The following is a 15773-nucleotide window of genomic DNA, read 5'->3' on the forward strand; positions in this document are numbered from 1 at the left end:
GTTCTCCGTTTATGCCGTGCGTGCGTTAAATGTTTCAGCTACCCAGTCCGCAATGTATTGGCCTGCATTGATACTGTTATCGAAACTCGAATGCTGCACGCCGCCTTCACGTTCGGTAAATACTTTAAGTTCACGTTTCGGGCTATTTACAAGCTGCTCATAAGTACGTTCAGCCCATTTGAGTGGAATTTGAGAGTCTTTCGAGCCGTGAGTAACAAGGAAAGGCACCTTAATTTTCTCAACCTGACCATCAAGGTGCACGTTTTCAGCGATTTCCATGAATTCATCCATGTCTTTCGCTCCCCACACCCACTGAACGTGCGCCCAGTAGTGAGGGACAGGGAAGTCACCTTCTTTTTCTAAGCGGCGTTTCTGTACGTCGCGCCAATCATGGTTGGCTCCCCAGCACACACCAAGTGCGAGACGTGGTTCATTTGCGACGGCTCGTGGACAGAAATATCCACCCAGCGATACGCCTTCCATACCGATGCGTTTACTGTCTACATCGTCGCGACTTTCTAAATAGTCAACAATAGGGCTCGCCCAATGTTCGCTGTCATAACGTGCATGTAGACCTTGCAATCGAAGTGCTTCACCGGTGCCGGGCTGATCGACAACTAAGGACGACACACCGCGTTTGGCAAGCCATGCTGGCAGACCAACGCGGTATTTCATTTCTTTGGTAGAGTCTAGGCCGTTGACTTGGATAAGAATGGGTGCCGGGCCATCAACATTTTCAGCCTTTACGTAAAGTGCGCTAAGGTGTTTACCCTCGTAAGGGATCTCTACTCTTTCGCAGTTTTCTTTACCTAAGGTAATCGCCTTTTGGAACAAGTCGAGTTCGCGTTTATACAGCTCTAAGCGACCCGGTGCTTTATGGGCTTGCAAGCGTTCACACGTTATCAAATAGGATGCGGCACGGTTGTATTTTTCTCCCGCTGATAACAGACGTCCTGCTGCTTCGTCTTCTTCAGCAAGTACACAAAGCTTATCTGCCATTTTGGCCCAGGTGTCTCTAAACGCCTGAACACCTTCTTTATCAGGCTGTTTCGCGGCTTCTTTTAATGGTGCACACATTTCCTCTATTTCGCCAATTCGCGCGCCCATTTCAATGGCTAAATCGACCGAAAGATTCCAAACGTAATTAGTTGGAAAGTACTTAAACATATTTTTTACCTCTTAAAATCAGAGTGAGTATTAACGGTAAGTGTTAATACCGTTTTATTTTGGCAAGAGCGCCACGGCGCGAACGAAACCTGCAGAAGCCCGCTTTATTTTGTAAGGGAAACACGAGATTAAAAATCCGTTGGCGGGCAGCGCCTCTAAGTTACTTAGCTTCTCCATCTGCCCGTAGCCAATGTCTCTTCCCGCTTTATGACCTTCCCAAATAATGGATGGGTCACCAGATTCAGCAAATCGCTCACGGGTGTACTTAAAAGGCGCATCCCAACTCCACGCGTCAGTGCCCACTACCTTTACGCCTTTCTCTAGTAAATAAAGCGTCGCCTCTCTTCCAATGCCTACGCCCGCCTCCAAATAGCCGGGTTGACCGAAAAGCGCTCCAGCCCGTGTGTTCACAACAACAATATCCAATGGTTCAAGGGTGTGATTGATGCGTGCGAGTTCTTTTTCAACATCCGCTGCGGTAATAACGTAGCCATCTGGAAAGTCTCTGAAATCGAGCTTAACACCGGGCTGAAAACACCATTCAAGGGGAAGTTCGTCAATGCCATAAGCGGGCTTACCACCGTCGGTAGTCGACGCATAGTGCCAAGGTGCATCCATGTGTGTTCCACTATGCGTAGTGATATTCAAACGCTCTGCTGCCCATGCCTCATCGCCAGGCAGCTGATCTTTTTGTAAACCTGGGAACATTGCCCCCATCTCAGGCCAACCTTCCTGATGGTCCGTGTATTCTATTTTCGGCAGTAATGGCGGTGGATCGGTGTAAGGGTTGTTATCTAACGTGACTGACAAATCGATAATGTTGTAGTGTCGTGGATTAAACATTCGCTTTACTCACTTTTACACGCTGGTTAATAGCACCGAATAAACTCTGCCCTTGTTCATCAAAGACATTCATGCTGACTACCTCGTCTTCTGCCATGAAGGGCGTCTGTGGCGCCCCACTTATAATCATTTCTTTTGCCCGAAGCTCCGAAATACAGGCTTGTCCCCTACTTGGGTCTGCATTTGAAACCGTGCCAGAACCAAAAACAGTTCCGGCAGCAATGGGTCTTGTTTGCGCAACATGGGCGATGAGTTCGTGAAATCCAAAGTGCATCTCTTCGCCGTGAGGCGTCCCAAATACGTTGCCATTTCGACTTACCTGTAACGGTAAACAAACACGGCCATTGCGCCAGTGGTCACCGAGTTCGTCTGGCGTTAATGCTATCGGTGCAAACGCCGTTGCGCCTTTCGCTAATACAAAACCAAAGCCGGTTTTCATCTCTCTGGGACCTAACGCGCGATAGCTAATGTCGTTAAGTAACACCACCAATCTGATTTTCGATAAACACTGCTCAGGCGTACTTCCCATTGCAATATCATCGACGATAACGCCAAACTCACCCTCAAAATCGATACCGTGCTTAAGGTCGGCAACGGTTATGTCGTCACTACCGCTCAAAAAATGATTGCCTGCGCCTTGGTATACCAACGGGTATTTGTCTGCATCTTCAATGGGATCTAGGTGAAAAGCCTTTTGCATAAGATGGCCATGATTAAGGAATAAGGAACCATCCAGCCATTGCCATGCCCTAGGTAAAGGGGCATCCGCTTTTTCTCCGTCAAATGGCTCAGTCTCGGTTACTTTACCTTCAGCTAGACGTTGATATTTCTCGGCCAATTCGCTCTCGACACTTCCCCAATTTTCCAGGGCATACTGCATGGTCGGCGCGATGTCGGTAACATCAAGGCATTCGCTGCTTGTACTAGACACAAGGACTAACTTGCCATCAGGATGTGTCGTTTTTAACGTCGCTAACTTCATATGAAAGAAACCATAAACTTGTTAATGGCAGATAAACCAAAATAAAATGTAATATTAATGTTAATGTTTTATTTGCAATCCAAAAAATTGAATGTTTAGATAGCAACCATCAGAAAAACAGATAGTAGAACGCACCAATCGCAGGAGTGTCGGTTTGCATTTATGTGCGTGCTATAGCGAGAATCGTCATGAGATTTGAACAACTTGATTTGAATTTGTTAGTTGCCTTAGACATTTTATTGCAGGAAAAAAACATTACGCGCAGTGCGGAAAGACTTCATTTGTCTCAGTCGGCAACCAGCGGTGTGCTGTCAAGGCTCCGTGCCTATTTCGAAGACGACCTTTTAGTTCAAGTGGGTAAAAAAATGCAACCAACGCCATTCGCACTGGAACTACAGGGCCCAGTGGCAGGCGTCTTAGCAACGATAAGAGGCTCAATTATTGGCAGAAAAACCAGTAATCCTGAAGAGAGTGAGCGCCATTTCAAAATCATTGCATCCGACTACATCATTCAATCATTGCTGAGGCATATGCTGGCTCGGCTTGCAGTGATCGCCCCTAAAGTTACCTTTGAATTTCTCTCGCCTTTTGCGCATGACGTCAGCATTTTGGCCAAAGGTGGTGCTGACCTAATGGTAGCGCCCGAATCCGTAATGGTAGACAACTATCCTAATCAGCCATTGATACAGGATGAAATGGTGTGTGTAGCGGATATTAATAATGACCGCATACACGGCATGCTTACGGAAGAACAATATGCTTCATTTGGTCACGTTTCAGTAGGTATAGCTAAAACAAGTATGCTGAGTATAGAAAAGTGGTTATTTGATAAAATGGAAGCCAATAGAAAGGTAGAGATTATCACTAACGACTTTTCAACCATTTTATACAGCCTTATAAACACCAACCGCATAGCGATTTTGCCAAAGCTATTCGTTGAAGCTCACGCGAAAGAAAAATTAGTAAAAATCGTCAAGCTCCCCTTTGATGTTCCACCGCTAAGGGAAAGCATGATGTGGCCCCCAACCCTCGACAACGATCCGGTTCATCGTTGGTTAAGACAGCACATTGTGGATTGTGCCGCGCCTTTTAACCCAAGCTAGCCGCTGAGATAGAGCCGTTTAATCGCTACGCTTTGTTTGACTTTTAGGTCAAGCGCGCTTACCCGCTTAGAAGTGAAAACGCTTCTGATGGACTTTCCACCAGAAGCGTTTATTGGTTAACAACTATCTGTTTGGAAAAACCGACGCCTACTCACATAGCGTTGATATAATACGTCTGGCGTGGTTGGCACCAGCATCAACGTGTATATCAATCATAGGCTGACCTTTAAAGCGCTTCATCGTTTTAAATTGCGCCTCTATTACCACTTTGTCTTCATCAAACGTTAAACGAGTTTGCTCGACAACCTTTTGCTTTACCTCTTCGATATCAGTCACCGGGTTAGTCGCTATTGTCCAGAAGTAGTGGGAAGTATCATCGGTTTCCGGCGTGATACAATGCAAACCTCGCATGTGGAAACCTTCCCTATTTGGGTCAGTTACCGAGCCACTATTTGCATCAATTCCGCCCGTCCAAATTTTTATATGAGATGGACAAAATTCAATCTCTTGCCAACGATCAATTTTTCCCTTAAACGGATAGGCTGCGACATAAGTTGGCGGTGGCGTCGAATTCGGCATATAGCGCTTTATTGTTACTTGGTCGCCCTCTGATTCTACGTCCATTTGAGCGTTCATATGCGTTTTCGCATCACCGCCAATAGTCCTCAAGTGAACATAGCCTAGATGACTTAAATCCAGCAAATTGTCATGTATGAGTTGATAAGGTGCGTTGTAGTGATAGACGTCGCCACCATACACGTATTTAGGATCATTGTGATATTCATAGCGTGGAGGCGCTACATCTGGCTCTGACCCTTCTTCTGCGCCGAACCAAATCCATACTAATTCATCTTGCTCTTTCACGAAATAAGGTGTGACTTTCGCTTTGCGCGGCACTTTTGGCTGCCCAGGTACTTCCAGACACTTTCCCTTACCGTCGAAAAGCAAACCATGATATCCACACCGCAAGCCGCCTTCTTCGATCGTTCCCATAGACAACGGCAATTGACGATGGCAACACCTATCTTGAAGCGCGTTAACATCCCCATTCAAATCACGGTATAACACAACAGGTTGGTTCAGCAGTGTTCGTGCTAACGGCTTGTCTTTGAGCTCTTTACTAAAAGCCGCCAGATACCACATATCTAGAGGAAAAGGACTGCGTTGCTTTGGTGTATCAATTGAATTATCAGTAATCATAAATGCTCCGTTCGTAAACGCCTTTCTTAGAGGTCGATTATTAAGGTGTCGCTTTTTGCTCTAGAACAACAAGGCGTAAATACGTCGTTCTGCGCTTTTTGAGCAGCGGTCAACACACTGTCTCTGTGATCTGGTTGCCCCTCTAGCACGCGTGTAATACATGTTCCACATACGCCCATCTCGCAGGACATGTCGATCTCAATCCCGGCATCGTCAATAGCGTCCAGAGCAGTTTGGTCAACAGCAACGTCGAGTTCGATTCCCGTTCGGGAAAGAATGAGTTTAAAAGGTCTATCCTCTGCGCTATCTGCAATAGGTTCCGCTTTAAAGTTCTCTTTATGCAGGTGCGCTTCGTCCCAGCCATTGAATCTCGCGCTATCAAAAATGTAGTCCATAAAACCCGCTGGTCCACACGTATAAAGGTGAGCGTTTTTATCTGCAGGTCCTATGATTTTATCCGCGGCTTTCTCTTCACCATCGAAATGAAAGAACACATTTGACGCAAATTCACATGAACTGAGTTGCTCATAGAAAGCGGTGTCTTCTTTACTGCGAGTGTAGTAATGCAGCTCGAACGCTTTATTATTTCGATACAATTCAACGGCCATCGACATAATTGGCGTAATACCGATTCCACCCGCAAAAAGTAGTGCCCTTTGACAAGTGCTGTCCAAAGAAAACAAGTTTCTAGGTTCACTTATAGAAATAGTCTGACCGACATTAACATCGTCATGCATGGCGACAGAACCGCCACGGGAAGCCGCATCTCTCAATACCGCTATTTTGTAAAATTTATCCGATTGCTCATGACTGATTAAAGAATACTGGCGAATGAGCCCTTCACCGACTTTCACATCGATATGACTACCAGCCTCAAACGGAGGAAGCGCCTGCCCACTCGCGCTTTCAAGCTCAAAACTCATTATTTTGTGTGTTTCTTCAATTTTACGTTTTACGATAACTTCAAACATAAATCGCTCATGTAATCGCCAAAAGATGTCCTCATTCTCCACAATATAGTTGACATGTCAACAATGTTTAACGTTAAATTAACAGCGGTATTTCAAGCTTGATAACTTTTCAACATTTGAATACATGCACACTTGAATGTTTATAATCCGTTTAAGATCGCATAGACTCTCAATCCACAATTAGCCGACAGCGCTCTCTTCAGCACGTATTAAAGCCAAATGAAAACTGAAAAAAGACAATTAGATCTTCAACGATACATACCCGCGCTAGTGAACTTTTTATCGAATAAATTATCTAGCGGCGCATCTAAGTGTTATCGAAAAAATTTCGCTATTGGCATCATAGAATGGCGTGTACTCGCTATGCTAAAAGTGGAGTCTGATATAACAGCGAACCGAATTTGTCAGGTTATTGGCCTGGATAAAGCGGCAATAAGCCGAGCAGTAAAGCAGCTTGTTGAAGAGGACTATGTGACCTTAAAGCAAGACCCTGAAGATGCCCGTTCCTCGTTGTTGCAATTAACCGCAGAGGGACATCGTTTGCACGACCAAATCATTCCCATCGCGCTTGAGAGAGAACGATTGTTATTAAGTGGGATCAGTAAAAAAGATCTAGATGTTACGATTGATGTTCTGACCAAATTGAATGAGAACGTAAAACTCGTTGATGCGTTTAATCCGTTTGCAAAAGACGGAAAAGAATGAATGTAACCATGCCAACCTCATCTTCATTAAGCTCAGCAGTGGATGCTCTTTGAATCGCCCCTTTTATACTACTTTAGCGCCACTTTATTAGCGTACTATTCATTTGCTAACCGAAATTAGCGACCTTTAACTACTTCTAGTGGTGACAACCAGCTCAACTGCCAAGGCTGATTTGTACTTCTGCAAGTCTGTGGTTGTTTACATGGGGCATGATCAAAATACGCAACACCTTCTCTATCTAACGAATTTTTATATATAATCCCCCCGAAGTATCTACAAAAGAGATAGTTCATATCTGTAAATTAAATTTTTTCTCTTCGCTCAAGTAGCCTATGTTAAACAAATGTAAGTTAAGTGATGCTTAATGGTTAAAAATGTTCGCACTGTTAACACCGAAACCGCCGTCTTTACTTAACTCCTTTTTCAAAGGTTTGGCACAACACATAGTTACTGGAACTTCATATGAAAATAAAAAAGCTGTCCCTCTATTTTCCGCTTCTGGCATTTTCAGCACTTTCGCTTCAAGCTGTAGCACAAGAGACTGCAAACCAAGAAGAAAAAGCTGACGAGACTAATGGCATTGAGCTAATTATGGTTACTGCTCAGCGAAAATCTCAGTCTTTGCAAGAAGCTGCAGTACCGATGCTGGCTGTTGACCAGAAGTCATTAACTCGTCAAGGACTCGAATCAGGTCAAGACCTAGGAAGACTTTCTCCGGCTTTAGGGATCAGCGCTGGCGGTGGACCTTTGACAAGTATCTTTGTTCGAGGCGTTGGTGCATTGACAGTAAACCCGCTAACTGATGCTGCTGTCGCTCAAAACGTCGATGGGGTTTACTTAGGTCGCTCGAGCGGTGCAGCCGGTCAAGCACTGTTCGATCTAGAGCGGGTTGAAGTGCTCAAAGGCCCCCAAGGCACACTCTACGGTCGCAATGCAACAGGTGGTGTAGTGAACTATATCCCTGTGAAACCGCAGCTTCTTGAAACGTCAGGTTATGCCCAATTAGAAGTGGGCAACTATTCAAGATTAGGTTTCCAAGGCGCATATAATGCACCAATTGGCGACTATGCAGCACTAAGACTATCAGTTAGCTCACTGCAACGAGATGGCTACTCAGACGATGGTACGAACGATGCCGACAATCTTTCTCTACGCGCTCAACTGTTATATGAGCCTACCGAAGACTTTAACATTCGATTCGCTTTCGACTACTCTGAAAACACGGCGATTGGACCTGGTGGCGATTTGATTGGCTCATTTAGCAATGCCCCAGGCAATTTGACCGAGTTCATTCCATCAGGTTTAGGCGCATTTACAGGACCTACGACTGATGAAGCAAATGCCATTCGTACGAGCGTACTACATACGCCATCGTTTGCATTCTATAAACCGCTTAATGCAGACGATTTAGGACAAGATATTTCATTTACCGGTTTCATGGCCGAATTAAATTACACGACAGAGGCAGGAACACTAACCGTCATCCCGTCTTATCGAGAATCAGATCAGGACTACACCTTTGTTGGCCCAGGTTTTGCCCCAGCAAAAACAAGTGAACAAAATGAACAGTCAAGTGTTGAAGCGCGTTTCAGTACCGACTTTGATGGACCGCTCAATGCTATTTTAGGCGCATTCTATTTCGATGAAGAAATTCAAACCAGTGGGGTGTTTTCACAGAACTATGCGTCGCCCATTCAGAATTATGAAAATGGCGGTGACTCTTGGGCTATTTTTGGTCAAGGAACCTATGACTTTTCAGAGACCTTCAGACTGAATGTAGGTCTGCGCTATACAGAAGATAAGAAGTATGCTGAGGGCATCAGCGATACATTCGTCACTTTCTGTGGCGGAGCCCCCTTTACTGGCAACTTCCTGACACCGCCTGATAGTTTCGCTAACGGATGTGCGTCTGGTGCGATGCCTGCTCACCCCGTTACGTCAGACCGCGATGAGTTTATTGCATTCTTCGTCAATGAAGGGCTAATGGCACCGGGTTCAGTTGCAACAGTACCAGGAATGGGGCCTCCTCCATTCTACAACCTGACTATCCCTGGTGGGATTACTCCTCAAATTGGCGCTATCGTCAACGTCGGTGAAGGTTATATAGAGTCAGATCTCGACTACAGTGAAACAACCTATCGCATAGGTGTTGAATATGACATTGCTGAAGACAGTCTACTTTATGCTACGTTCGAAACTGGATACCGCGCTGGAGGTGTAGACTTATCTATTGCGGCACCAACATACGACCCAGAATATATTGATGCGTTTACTTTTGGTTCAAAGAACCGCTTCTTCGACAACACGCTACAGCTCAATTTAGAAGCGTTTCATTGGAAATATGATGGTCAGCAGGTTACCTATTTTACAACCTTAAACGGTGCATCCTCGTTCCCTATCGCTAACGGTGATGCGACAATTCAAGGTTTAGATGTGGATATGATTTGGAGAGTGGGTCGTGACACCACAATCAGCGGTAATGCTCAATTCTTAGATGCAACGTATGATTCATTGACCCTTGTGTCTGACCCAGGTCAAGGTCGCTTTGGTTGTACCTCGACGGGCGTTGCTGATGGCCTTGAAAGCTACGACTGTTCTGGTCAAAGCTTGTTGTATTCCCCAGATTTCGGTGCAGATTTAGCAATAAATCATAATGTTGAAATCAACGAATATAACTTGTCGTTAACTGCGCAAGCATCGCATCGTTCAGAGCAAGCAACAAACTTCCTCTTTGTAGATGCTACGGACGCCGACTCTTATGTAACGTTAGACTTAGACGCTACGCTGACGTCTAGCGAAGCAGATTGGTCGCTATCGTTCTTTATTCGCAATGTAACTGATGAGCAATTCATCGCGAATTCAAATGTTAACAACCGCGGTCTTACACACGTAATATATAACCCGCCGCGTACGTTTGGTCTTCGACTAAGAGCCGAATTCTACTAATAGACAAGAGTTCGTACCAACGGCCCTATCACGGATTTAATTGATAGGGTCGTTTTCACCGTTTATAGAAGCATCGCATAAACCCGCATCTATATATAAATCCCTCCATAGCGACCGACATTTTTGCAACAAAAACAGAATAGCGCACAGATATCACGCGAAGTGTTCTGCAGACCCAACAACAATACATGCTAAAACAATACAGAGAATAAAACCCAATGAAAAATATGGGATTTTTTTTATAACAGGCAAACGGAATTTGGGGCTTTATTAGGTATTTGTACCGTGATAGTTGCTATCGCCGCGCATTAGATTTGGTGTGGACTCTCCGCTTTATCCGCCACAATATTAAGGTTCCGCGCTGGCATATTTCAAAACCACGGCTGTGCGATCGTAGCAGAAGCTTTCACCTTTAATTTTTCAGCTAGCCCATTGACTACTCGAGAAGGTCCGTATATTCGACCAAAATCCTTCGTCGTCCACACGCAGGTTAAGATACTCGTCCCTTTGCGCAATTCACACTGCCATTTGGCCGTAGATTCGGCGAGTCGTTCATAGTCATCTTCAATTTCCCAACCATTGTCCACATGTTCGACAATAAGTTGTTCAAATTGGTCGAATGGAACAGGCTGAATGATTACCCATTCGTTTTTCTTGAACTTTTTTTCTAACCGCGATTTTTTAAAATTAGTAAATAAACCCACACTTCATCTCCGTATGATCTAACGGCCTTTGAGATTAATCGTGCCTCTAATACTTCGACACTGTTCCCATGATCTGCCCTGAGGGTGTAGGGCAAGAACACGATGTCCCAACCATTTCCCCATTTGACGTTGGGCAAACACCGTATTCGCCGCCGCCACTATAGCGACATTGATTGCCGAACTCAGGTTTAGCCGTCGTGACTCTCTCAGCCTTTGTGATATTACTCTCTTCATCGTCAGGTAGATACACAGTGTGTGTACAACTGAAAAGTAATGATGTTGCTATTATCAAAATGAAGCGAGTAAGTGCTCTAGGACGCATAGCTATTTATGGTGTGTTGATGGAACAGCTTTAAAACTATGCTAATAATGAAGATAAAACAAGAAAAAATAAGCAAAAAAAAGCCAGTCTTCAGACTGGCTTTTACAATCATAACTCGTTGTAGCTATTAGAATTCAGTTGAGAATCTAACACCAAACTCGCTAGCATCGTTGCTTAGAATTTGCAGGATGTAGTCACCTGTATTCAAGCGTGCGTTGTCGTAACGCTCATCAAAGATGTTACGACCATAAAGCGCGACTGTGTAAGCGTCATCCGCTGGCGTATACGCAATATCAAAGTTCACTAGTTCACGGCTATCAAGCTCGGTCATACGCTCTGGCGCAGACGTTGGCTCACCATACATTTCTGAACGATACGAGTAGTCAGCACGCACGCGAATTGAATCACCGCCATCAAGCTCGAAAGTATATTGCGGTCCAATTGCTAGTGTAAGGTCAGGCGTAAGCGGCGCGACTGGGTTAAAACCAGCTTGCTCTTCAACATCTACGTCCATGTAACCGATGCTGGTCATCATGCTGAAGTTTCCGTAGCTGAACGTTGCATCGGCTTCAATACCGCGAGAGGTTTGTTCAACGACAAGGTTTGCGGTGTCAAAACCACCTTCGCTTACACGGCTTACTTGGTAAGGAAGATCTTCAAACTCGGTGTTAAATACAGCAACACTAATGTCAAAGTAATCGTTCACACGACCTTTAATACCGACTTCGTAGTTAGTTGCAGTGATGTTGTCAGATGCTGTGAAACAGTTGTTTGCACGGACTGCTGCTTGCGCTGCATCGATATCATCAAAACCACCTGCACCAAAGAACTGGCCGATTAGACAGTAAGGGCGGGCTGGGTATTGTCCAGACTGATAACCCGACTGAATAGTGGCGTAACCTGTCATGCCATTTTCAAACGTATAGTTTGTCGCAAGTTCCCAAGTTACTTCGTCCCAGTCGTTTGAATCAAAGATAGTGCCTAATGGACCGAATACGTTTGCAGACGCGTCTTTTTCATCTTTCGTGTAACGAAGACCACCAGAAACGCTTAATTCATCATTAATGTCATGACGAACGTTCACATAGGCGGCTTTTGACGTGGTTTCTTGATCGAGTGCTAAAAGGTTCGGACCACCGTCGAAGTTAGAGTCGTCACCTTGGCGGTTGCTACCTTCTTCGTTGAAGTAATAAAGACCTGCTACGAAGTCTGTGTATTCGTTAATGTAACCGTTAAGCTGGAATTCAACAGAGGTTTGATCTGCTTCACCGCGCTCTGGGAATTGGTCAAGAGAGAAAACCGTACCGTCATCATCAAGGCCTGCTTTGTACTTAGATGTACGCTGGCTTGCTACTACTTTTGCTGTGTAATCTTCGTTGATGTCCCACTCAGTAGTCAATGAAAGGCCACGCGCTTCGTTTGATACGCTTGTTACTGCTTCTGTGCCTGTTGCGTTGTCGTAACGGTCAAAACCTTCAGGGATAACGTCAGAGTTACGTAGCTCTACACCTAGACCGTTGCCGCCACCGAAGTAACGTGCAGAACCTACTTCGTCAATTAGCACGGTATACGGACGAAGACCGCCATCACCGTTGTTCGCATCTGCAGTTAATACCATACGGAAGTCGTTAGATGGCTCCCATTTTACAGATACACGACCAGAGATGTCTTCGGTCTCGCCCACATCATATTCAGCGTTTGGCACGTTGATGAACTCGCCAAGGCCATCGCGCTTGTTGAAAGATAAGTTCATGTTGAACGCAAGTTCATCAGATAAACCATGGTTCACAAAAAGGTCGGCTTTAACACGGCCACGCGTACCAAATTCAGTATTTACTTTAGTGACGTCGCCTTGGTCTGGCTCTTTGGTAATGATGTTAATGGCACCACCAATTGAGTTACGACCGTAAAGCGTACCTTGTGGACCGCGAAGTACTTCGATACGCTCGATGTTATTTAGGCTCCAGTTTTGACCAACTTGGCGGCCTAGGTATACACCATCAACGTAAACGCTTACGCCTGGATCAGTCGTGATAAGGTGATCTTGAAGACCGATACCACGAATAAATGGATTTACAGAAGATGTGTGACCGGCAGAGAAACCAGTAACGTTTAGGTTTGGAACGAATTTACCAACGTCTGTTAAGTCTGTAATACCTTGTTCTGCTAGTTTATCGCCATCAAAAGCACTGATCGCGATTGGCACTTCATAAATGACTTGAGGGCGTTTTGTTGCGGTAACGGTAATGGCTTCAAACTTTTGTTCTTCTGTTGCTTCGGCTTCCTGAGCGACAGCTATGTTTGAAAAAACTGGAACGGTCATCGCTACTGCAAGTGCGACAGGTGAAAGCTTACTGGCGAGTGCCTTAGACACGTCAGTATTAGTTTTCATGGTATAACCCCTTTTGCGTGAGTGTTAGGTGTAAATTTGTTGTTTTAGGCGGCTTCAAGTTCTTCTTCGGAACTTTGAAAGACTAAACTCACTGACCTAAGAGGCGCACATTACCTTGTGCTAATACTGGATTGCAGGCAATAAAAAAGTAAGTCGCAATAAAACATTACAAACTTACTTTCAATAAAACGCTGCTTTAAAAGTCGTAAATACTTTTCCAGCCCTCTGAGATTCGCAAGAAGAATTTAGGCTTGAAGACTGGAACGATATGTTACCGTTAGATTAGGATCTTGCAAAGCAAAATATTGCAATTTTATTAAAATAAAACTTCAAAATCAGACTAATTGGTTAAATGAACATTTAAATAAGATGTGTCGACAAAAACCACAAAATAACTTTAATATCATTGTCATATCTGGCCATACCTCTTTACTCGACGCATACAAGTCAAGCAATTAAAATCTAGACCAAACGGACAAACTTTAAACAACACATTGTTCTTCAATCCCATACATCTCCGTACAAACACTGATACCGTTCCGCTAGCGATGAATCATATTTCTGCTTCGATCAGCACCGATAAAAATAACCACACTATTTTGACCTTCAAGACTTAACACAAGTTTATACGGGTGAATATTTAGATATTAAATCCATTCCACTGCCGGCCAACTATGCTTTTACATCTGGCTATACGACTAACATCTCACCCTTTTTGTCGACAATATATCTATATCAAGGTTGAAAAAACGACGAAATAGCCATATATTGTCGACATTAAATAAGCAAAGACCACATACAGTGTTAGTAAAAAGCGAACATGCCATAACCAACGCCGACCGCACTTTCTTTAAGTTGAGGAAGGATATTGTTGAGGGCGTCATTCCCGCCGGCAGCAAGCTCAGCGAAATGGAATTGTCGACAAAATATGAAGTGAGTCGCGCCGTCATTCGAGAAGCCATTAACCGCCTAGCTACCTGTCACTTGGTAGAGCGCAAGGCCAACGTGGGTGCGCGCGTGGTTGCGCTCTCACCAGAAGGCTTAATCCAGCTCTATCAAGTCCGTGAGGCGCTAGAAGGCATGGCTGCGCGACTCGCCGCCCGCTACATGAGCGATGATGAGATTGCCGATATGCAGGCGTTGCTAGACAGCCATTTCGACAAAGTAAAAGACGGCCACAGCTATTACCAAGAAGCAGGCGATGTAGACTTTCACTACCGAATTGTAACTGGCAGTAAAAATGATCATTTAATAAGTGTTTTAATAGATGGACTTTACCATCTTGTGCGCATGTACCGCGTGCAATTAGGTATGGCCGGCCCGCGCGTAAGTACTGCGTTTGACGAACACCGGCACATAGTAAATGCCATTGCTAATCGTGACGAAGAACTGGCGGAAATGCTCATGCGTCGTCATATTCTTTATTCAAAAAATAATATCGAGAAGAAGCTTAACCATGGTTAACCCCTTTAAAGCCTTCTTCAACCCTAATTTACCTCTACCCTACTTTCAAATAAGCGAGTGATTATCATGAGTGCAGGAAAGAAATTCAGAACCGCGTTAGAGAATAATAAACCTCTACAAATTGTAGGCACTATTAACGCCTATAGCGCCATGATGGCAAAGGCCATTGGCCACCAAGCCATTTATCTTTCAGGTGGCGGCGTTGCCAACGCATCTTATGGCTTACCTGACTTAGGCATGACATCACTAAATGATGTAATTGCAGATGTGCAGCGAATCACCAGCGCGTGTGATCTACCGCTAATGGTAGACATCGACACAGGTTGGGGCGGTGCGTTCAACATTGCCAAAACCATTCGCGATATGGAAAAAGCCGGTGCTGCAGCGGTGCATATGGAAGACCAGGTTGCGCAAAAACGCTGTGGTCACCGTCCTAACAAAGAAATTGTAAGCACTGAAGAAATGGTAGACCGCATTAAAGCCGCGGTTGATGCCAGAACCGACCCAGACTTTTTCATCATGGCCCGCACCGATGCATTCGCACAAGAAGGCTTAGAAAAAGCCATTGAGCGCGCAAAGGCCTACGTTGCAGCGGGTGCTGACGGTATATTCGCAGAAGCAGTTCAAACTGAAGAGCACTATCGCGCATTCTCAGACGCATTAGACGTACCTATTCTTGCCAACATTACTGAGTTCGGCAAAACCGAACTATGGAACAAAGAAGAGCTTGGCGAATGGGGTGCCGACATGGTGCTCTACCCACTAAGTGCATTCCGCGCCATGAATAAAGCAGCAGAAATGGTGTACAAATCTATACTTGAAAACGGTGACCAAAAAGCCGTTATCGACAGCATGCAAACACGTATGGAATTGTACGATTATCTTGGCTACCACGAATACGAGCAAAAGCTAGACGCCCTATTCGCCCAAGGCAAAAATTAGAATTAATACGACACAGCTGTGAGCGAGTGGGG

Annotated in this window: 12 protein-coding genes; 5 read left to right on the forward strand and 7 right to left on the reverse strand. The window is 44.8% G+C overall.

Translation table 11 applies throughout. The features are described 5' to 3' along the window. Window positions 1-9: 9 nt before the first annotated feature. Genes GVO63_RS01955 through GVO63_RS01965 form a run of 3 tightly spaced genes read right to left on the reverse strand, consistent with a single transcriptional unit; the run spans window position 10 to window position 2992 of the window. Complete coding sequence (locus tag GVO63_RS01955; protein WP_159577933.1) at window positions 10-1167, reverse strand: S9 family peptidase; 1158 nt, start codon at window positions 1165-1167, stop codon at window positions 10-12. Between the two features lie 54 nt (window positions 1168-1221). After that, the gene (locus GVO63_RS01960) at window positions 1222-2010 is read right to left on the reverse strand and encodes a cyclase family protein (protein ID WP_159577934.1); all 789 of its coding nucleotides are present in this window, start codon (window positions 2008-2010) and stop codon (window positions 1222-1224) included. Beyond that, window positions 2003-2992, reverse strand: coding sequence for a fumarylacetoacetate hydrolase family protein (locus GVO63_RS01965; RefSeq protein WP_159577935.1), 990 nt, complete (start codon window positions 2990-2992; stop codon window positions 2003-2005). Before GVO63_RS01965 ends, GVO63_RS01960 begins: the two co-directional genes overlap by 8 nt. Window positions 2993-3180: 188 nt before the next feature. Between GVO63_RS01965 and GVO63_RS01970 the strand changes: the two genes are divergently transcribed. Further along, entirely contained in the window at window positions 3181-4095 is a 915-nt protein-coding gene (locus tag GVO63_RS01970; protein ID WP_159577936.1) for a LysR substrate-binding domain-containing protein, read from the forward strand. Between the two features lie 147 nt (window positions 4096-4242). Here GVO63_RS01970 and GVO63_RS01975 read toward each other — a convergent pair whose 3' ends face one another. Together GVO63_RS01975 and GVO63_RS01980 are read right to left on the reverse strand one after the other, a co-directional pair. Continuing rightward, window positions 4243-5295, reverse strand: a complete 1053-nt coding sequence (locus tag GVO63_RS01975) for a Rieske 2Fe-2S domain-containing protein (protein WP_159577937.1) — start codon at window positions 5293-5295, stop codon at window positions 4243-4245. A gap of 26 nt (window positions 5296-5321) precedes the next feature. After that, the gene (locus tag GVO63_RS01980; protein ID WP_159577938.1) at window positions 5322-6266 is read right to left on the reverse strand and encodes a PDR/VanB family oxidoreductase; all 945 of its coding nucleotides are present in this window, start codon (window positions 6264-6266) and stop codon (window positions 5322-5324) included. Window positions 6267-6485: 219 nt separating this feature from the next. Here GVO63_RS01980 and GVO63_RS01985 point away from each other — a divergent pair, with 219 nt between their 5' ends. Next, the gene (locus GVO63_RS01985) at window positions 6486-6971 is read left to right on the forward strand and encodes a MarR family winged helix-turn-helix transcriptional regulator (RefSeq protein ID WP_159577939.1); all 486 of its coding nucleotides are present in this window, start codon (window positions 6486-6488) and stop codon (window positions 6969-6971) included. Between the two features lie 462 nt (window positions 6972-7433). Beyond that, a complete protein-coding gene (locus GVO63_RS01990; protein WP_159577940.1) occupies window positions 7434-9917 on the forward strand; it encodes a TonB-dependent receptor in 2484 nt (827 codons plus the stop codon). 371 nt (window positions 9918-10288) lie between these two features. On the opposite strand, the gene GVO63_RS01995 is transcribed toward GVO63_RS01990, so the two are convergent. Together GVO63_RS01995 and GVO63_RS02000 are read right to left on the reverse strand one after the other, a co-directional pair. Continuing rightward, window positions 10289-10621: a hypothetical protein gene (locus GVO63_RS01995; RefSeq protein ID WP_159577941.1), complete on the reverse strand. Its 333-nt coding sequence runs from the start codon at window positions 10619-10621 to the stop codon at window positions 10289-10291. A gap of 449 nt (window positions 10622-11070) precedes the next feature. Then, complete coding sequence (locus GVO63_RS02000) at window positions 11071-13335, reverse strand: TonB-dependent receptor (RefSeq protein WP_159577942.1); 2265 nt, start codon at window positions 13333-13335, stop codon at window positions 11071-11073. Between the two features lie 801 nt (window positions 13336-14136). Here GVO63_RS02000 and GVO63_RS02005 point away from each other — a divergent pair. Then, complete coding sequence (locus GVO63_RS02005; RefSeq protein ID WP_159494177.1) at window positions 14137-14799, forward strand: GntR family transcriptional regulator; 663 nt, start codon at window positions 14137-14139, stop codon at window positions 14797-14799. A gap of 66 nt (window positions 14800-14865) precedes the next feature. Further along, on the forward strand, window positions 14866-15741 hold the full coding sequence (gene prpB / locus GVO63_RS02010) for a methylisocitrate lyase (RefSeq protein WP_159577943.1): 876 nt from the start codon (window positions 14866-14868) through the stop codon (window positions 15739-15741). Window positions 15742-15773 lie beyond the last annotated feature (32 nt).

The organism is Alteromonas sp. KUL106, assembly GCF_009811415.1.
GTDB lineage: Bacteria > Pseudomonadota > Gammaproteobacteria > Enterobacterales > Alteromonadaceae > Alteromonas.

Coding starts and splice junctions, on each gene's coding strand:
- prpB (WP_159577943.1), top strand. CDS start 14,866: ATGAGTGCAGGAAAGAAATTCAGAACCGCGTTAGAGAATAATAAACCT.
- GVO63_RS01970 (WP_159577936.1), top strand. CDS start 3,181: ATGAGATTTGAACAACTTGATTTGAATTTGTTAGTTGCCTTAGACATT.
- GVO63_RS01975 (WP_159577937.1), bottom strand. CDS start 5,295: ATGATTACTGATAATTCAATTGATACACCAAAGCAACGCAGTCCTTTT.
- GVO63_RS01955 (WP_159577933.1), bottom strand. CDS start 1,167: ATGTTTAAGTACTTTCCAACTAATTACGTTTGGAATCTTTCGGTCGAT.
- GVO63_RS01960 (WP_159577934.1), bottom strand. CDS start 2,010: ATGTTTAATCCACGACACTACAACATTATCGATTTGTCAGTCACGTTA.
- GVO63_RS01980 (WP_159577938.1), bottom strand. CDS start 6,266: ATGTTTGAAGTTATCGTAAAACGTAAAATTGAAGAAACACACAAAATA.
- GVO63_RS01965 (WP_159577935.1), bottom strand. CDS start 2,992: ATGAAGTTAGCGACGTTAAAAACGACACATCCTGATGGCAAGTTAGTC.
- GVO63_RS02000 (WP_159577942.1), bottom strand. CDS start 13,335: ATGAAAACTAATACTGACGTGTCTAAGGCACTCGCCAGTAAGCTTTCA.
- GVO63_RS01985 (WP_159577939.1), top strand. CDS start 6,486: ATGAAAACTGAAAAAAGACAATTAGATCTTCAACGATACATACCCGCG.
- GVO63_RS01990 (WP_159577940.1), top strand. CDS start 7,434: ATGAAAATAAAAAAGCTGTCCCTCTATTTTCCGCTTCTGGCATTTTCA.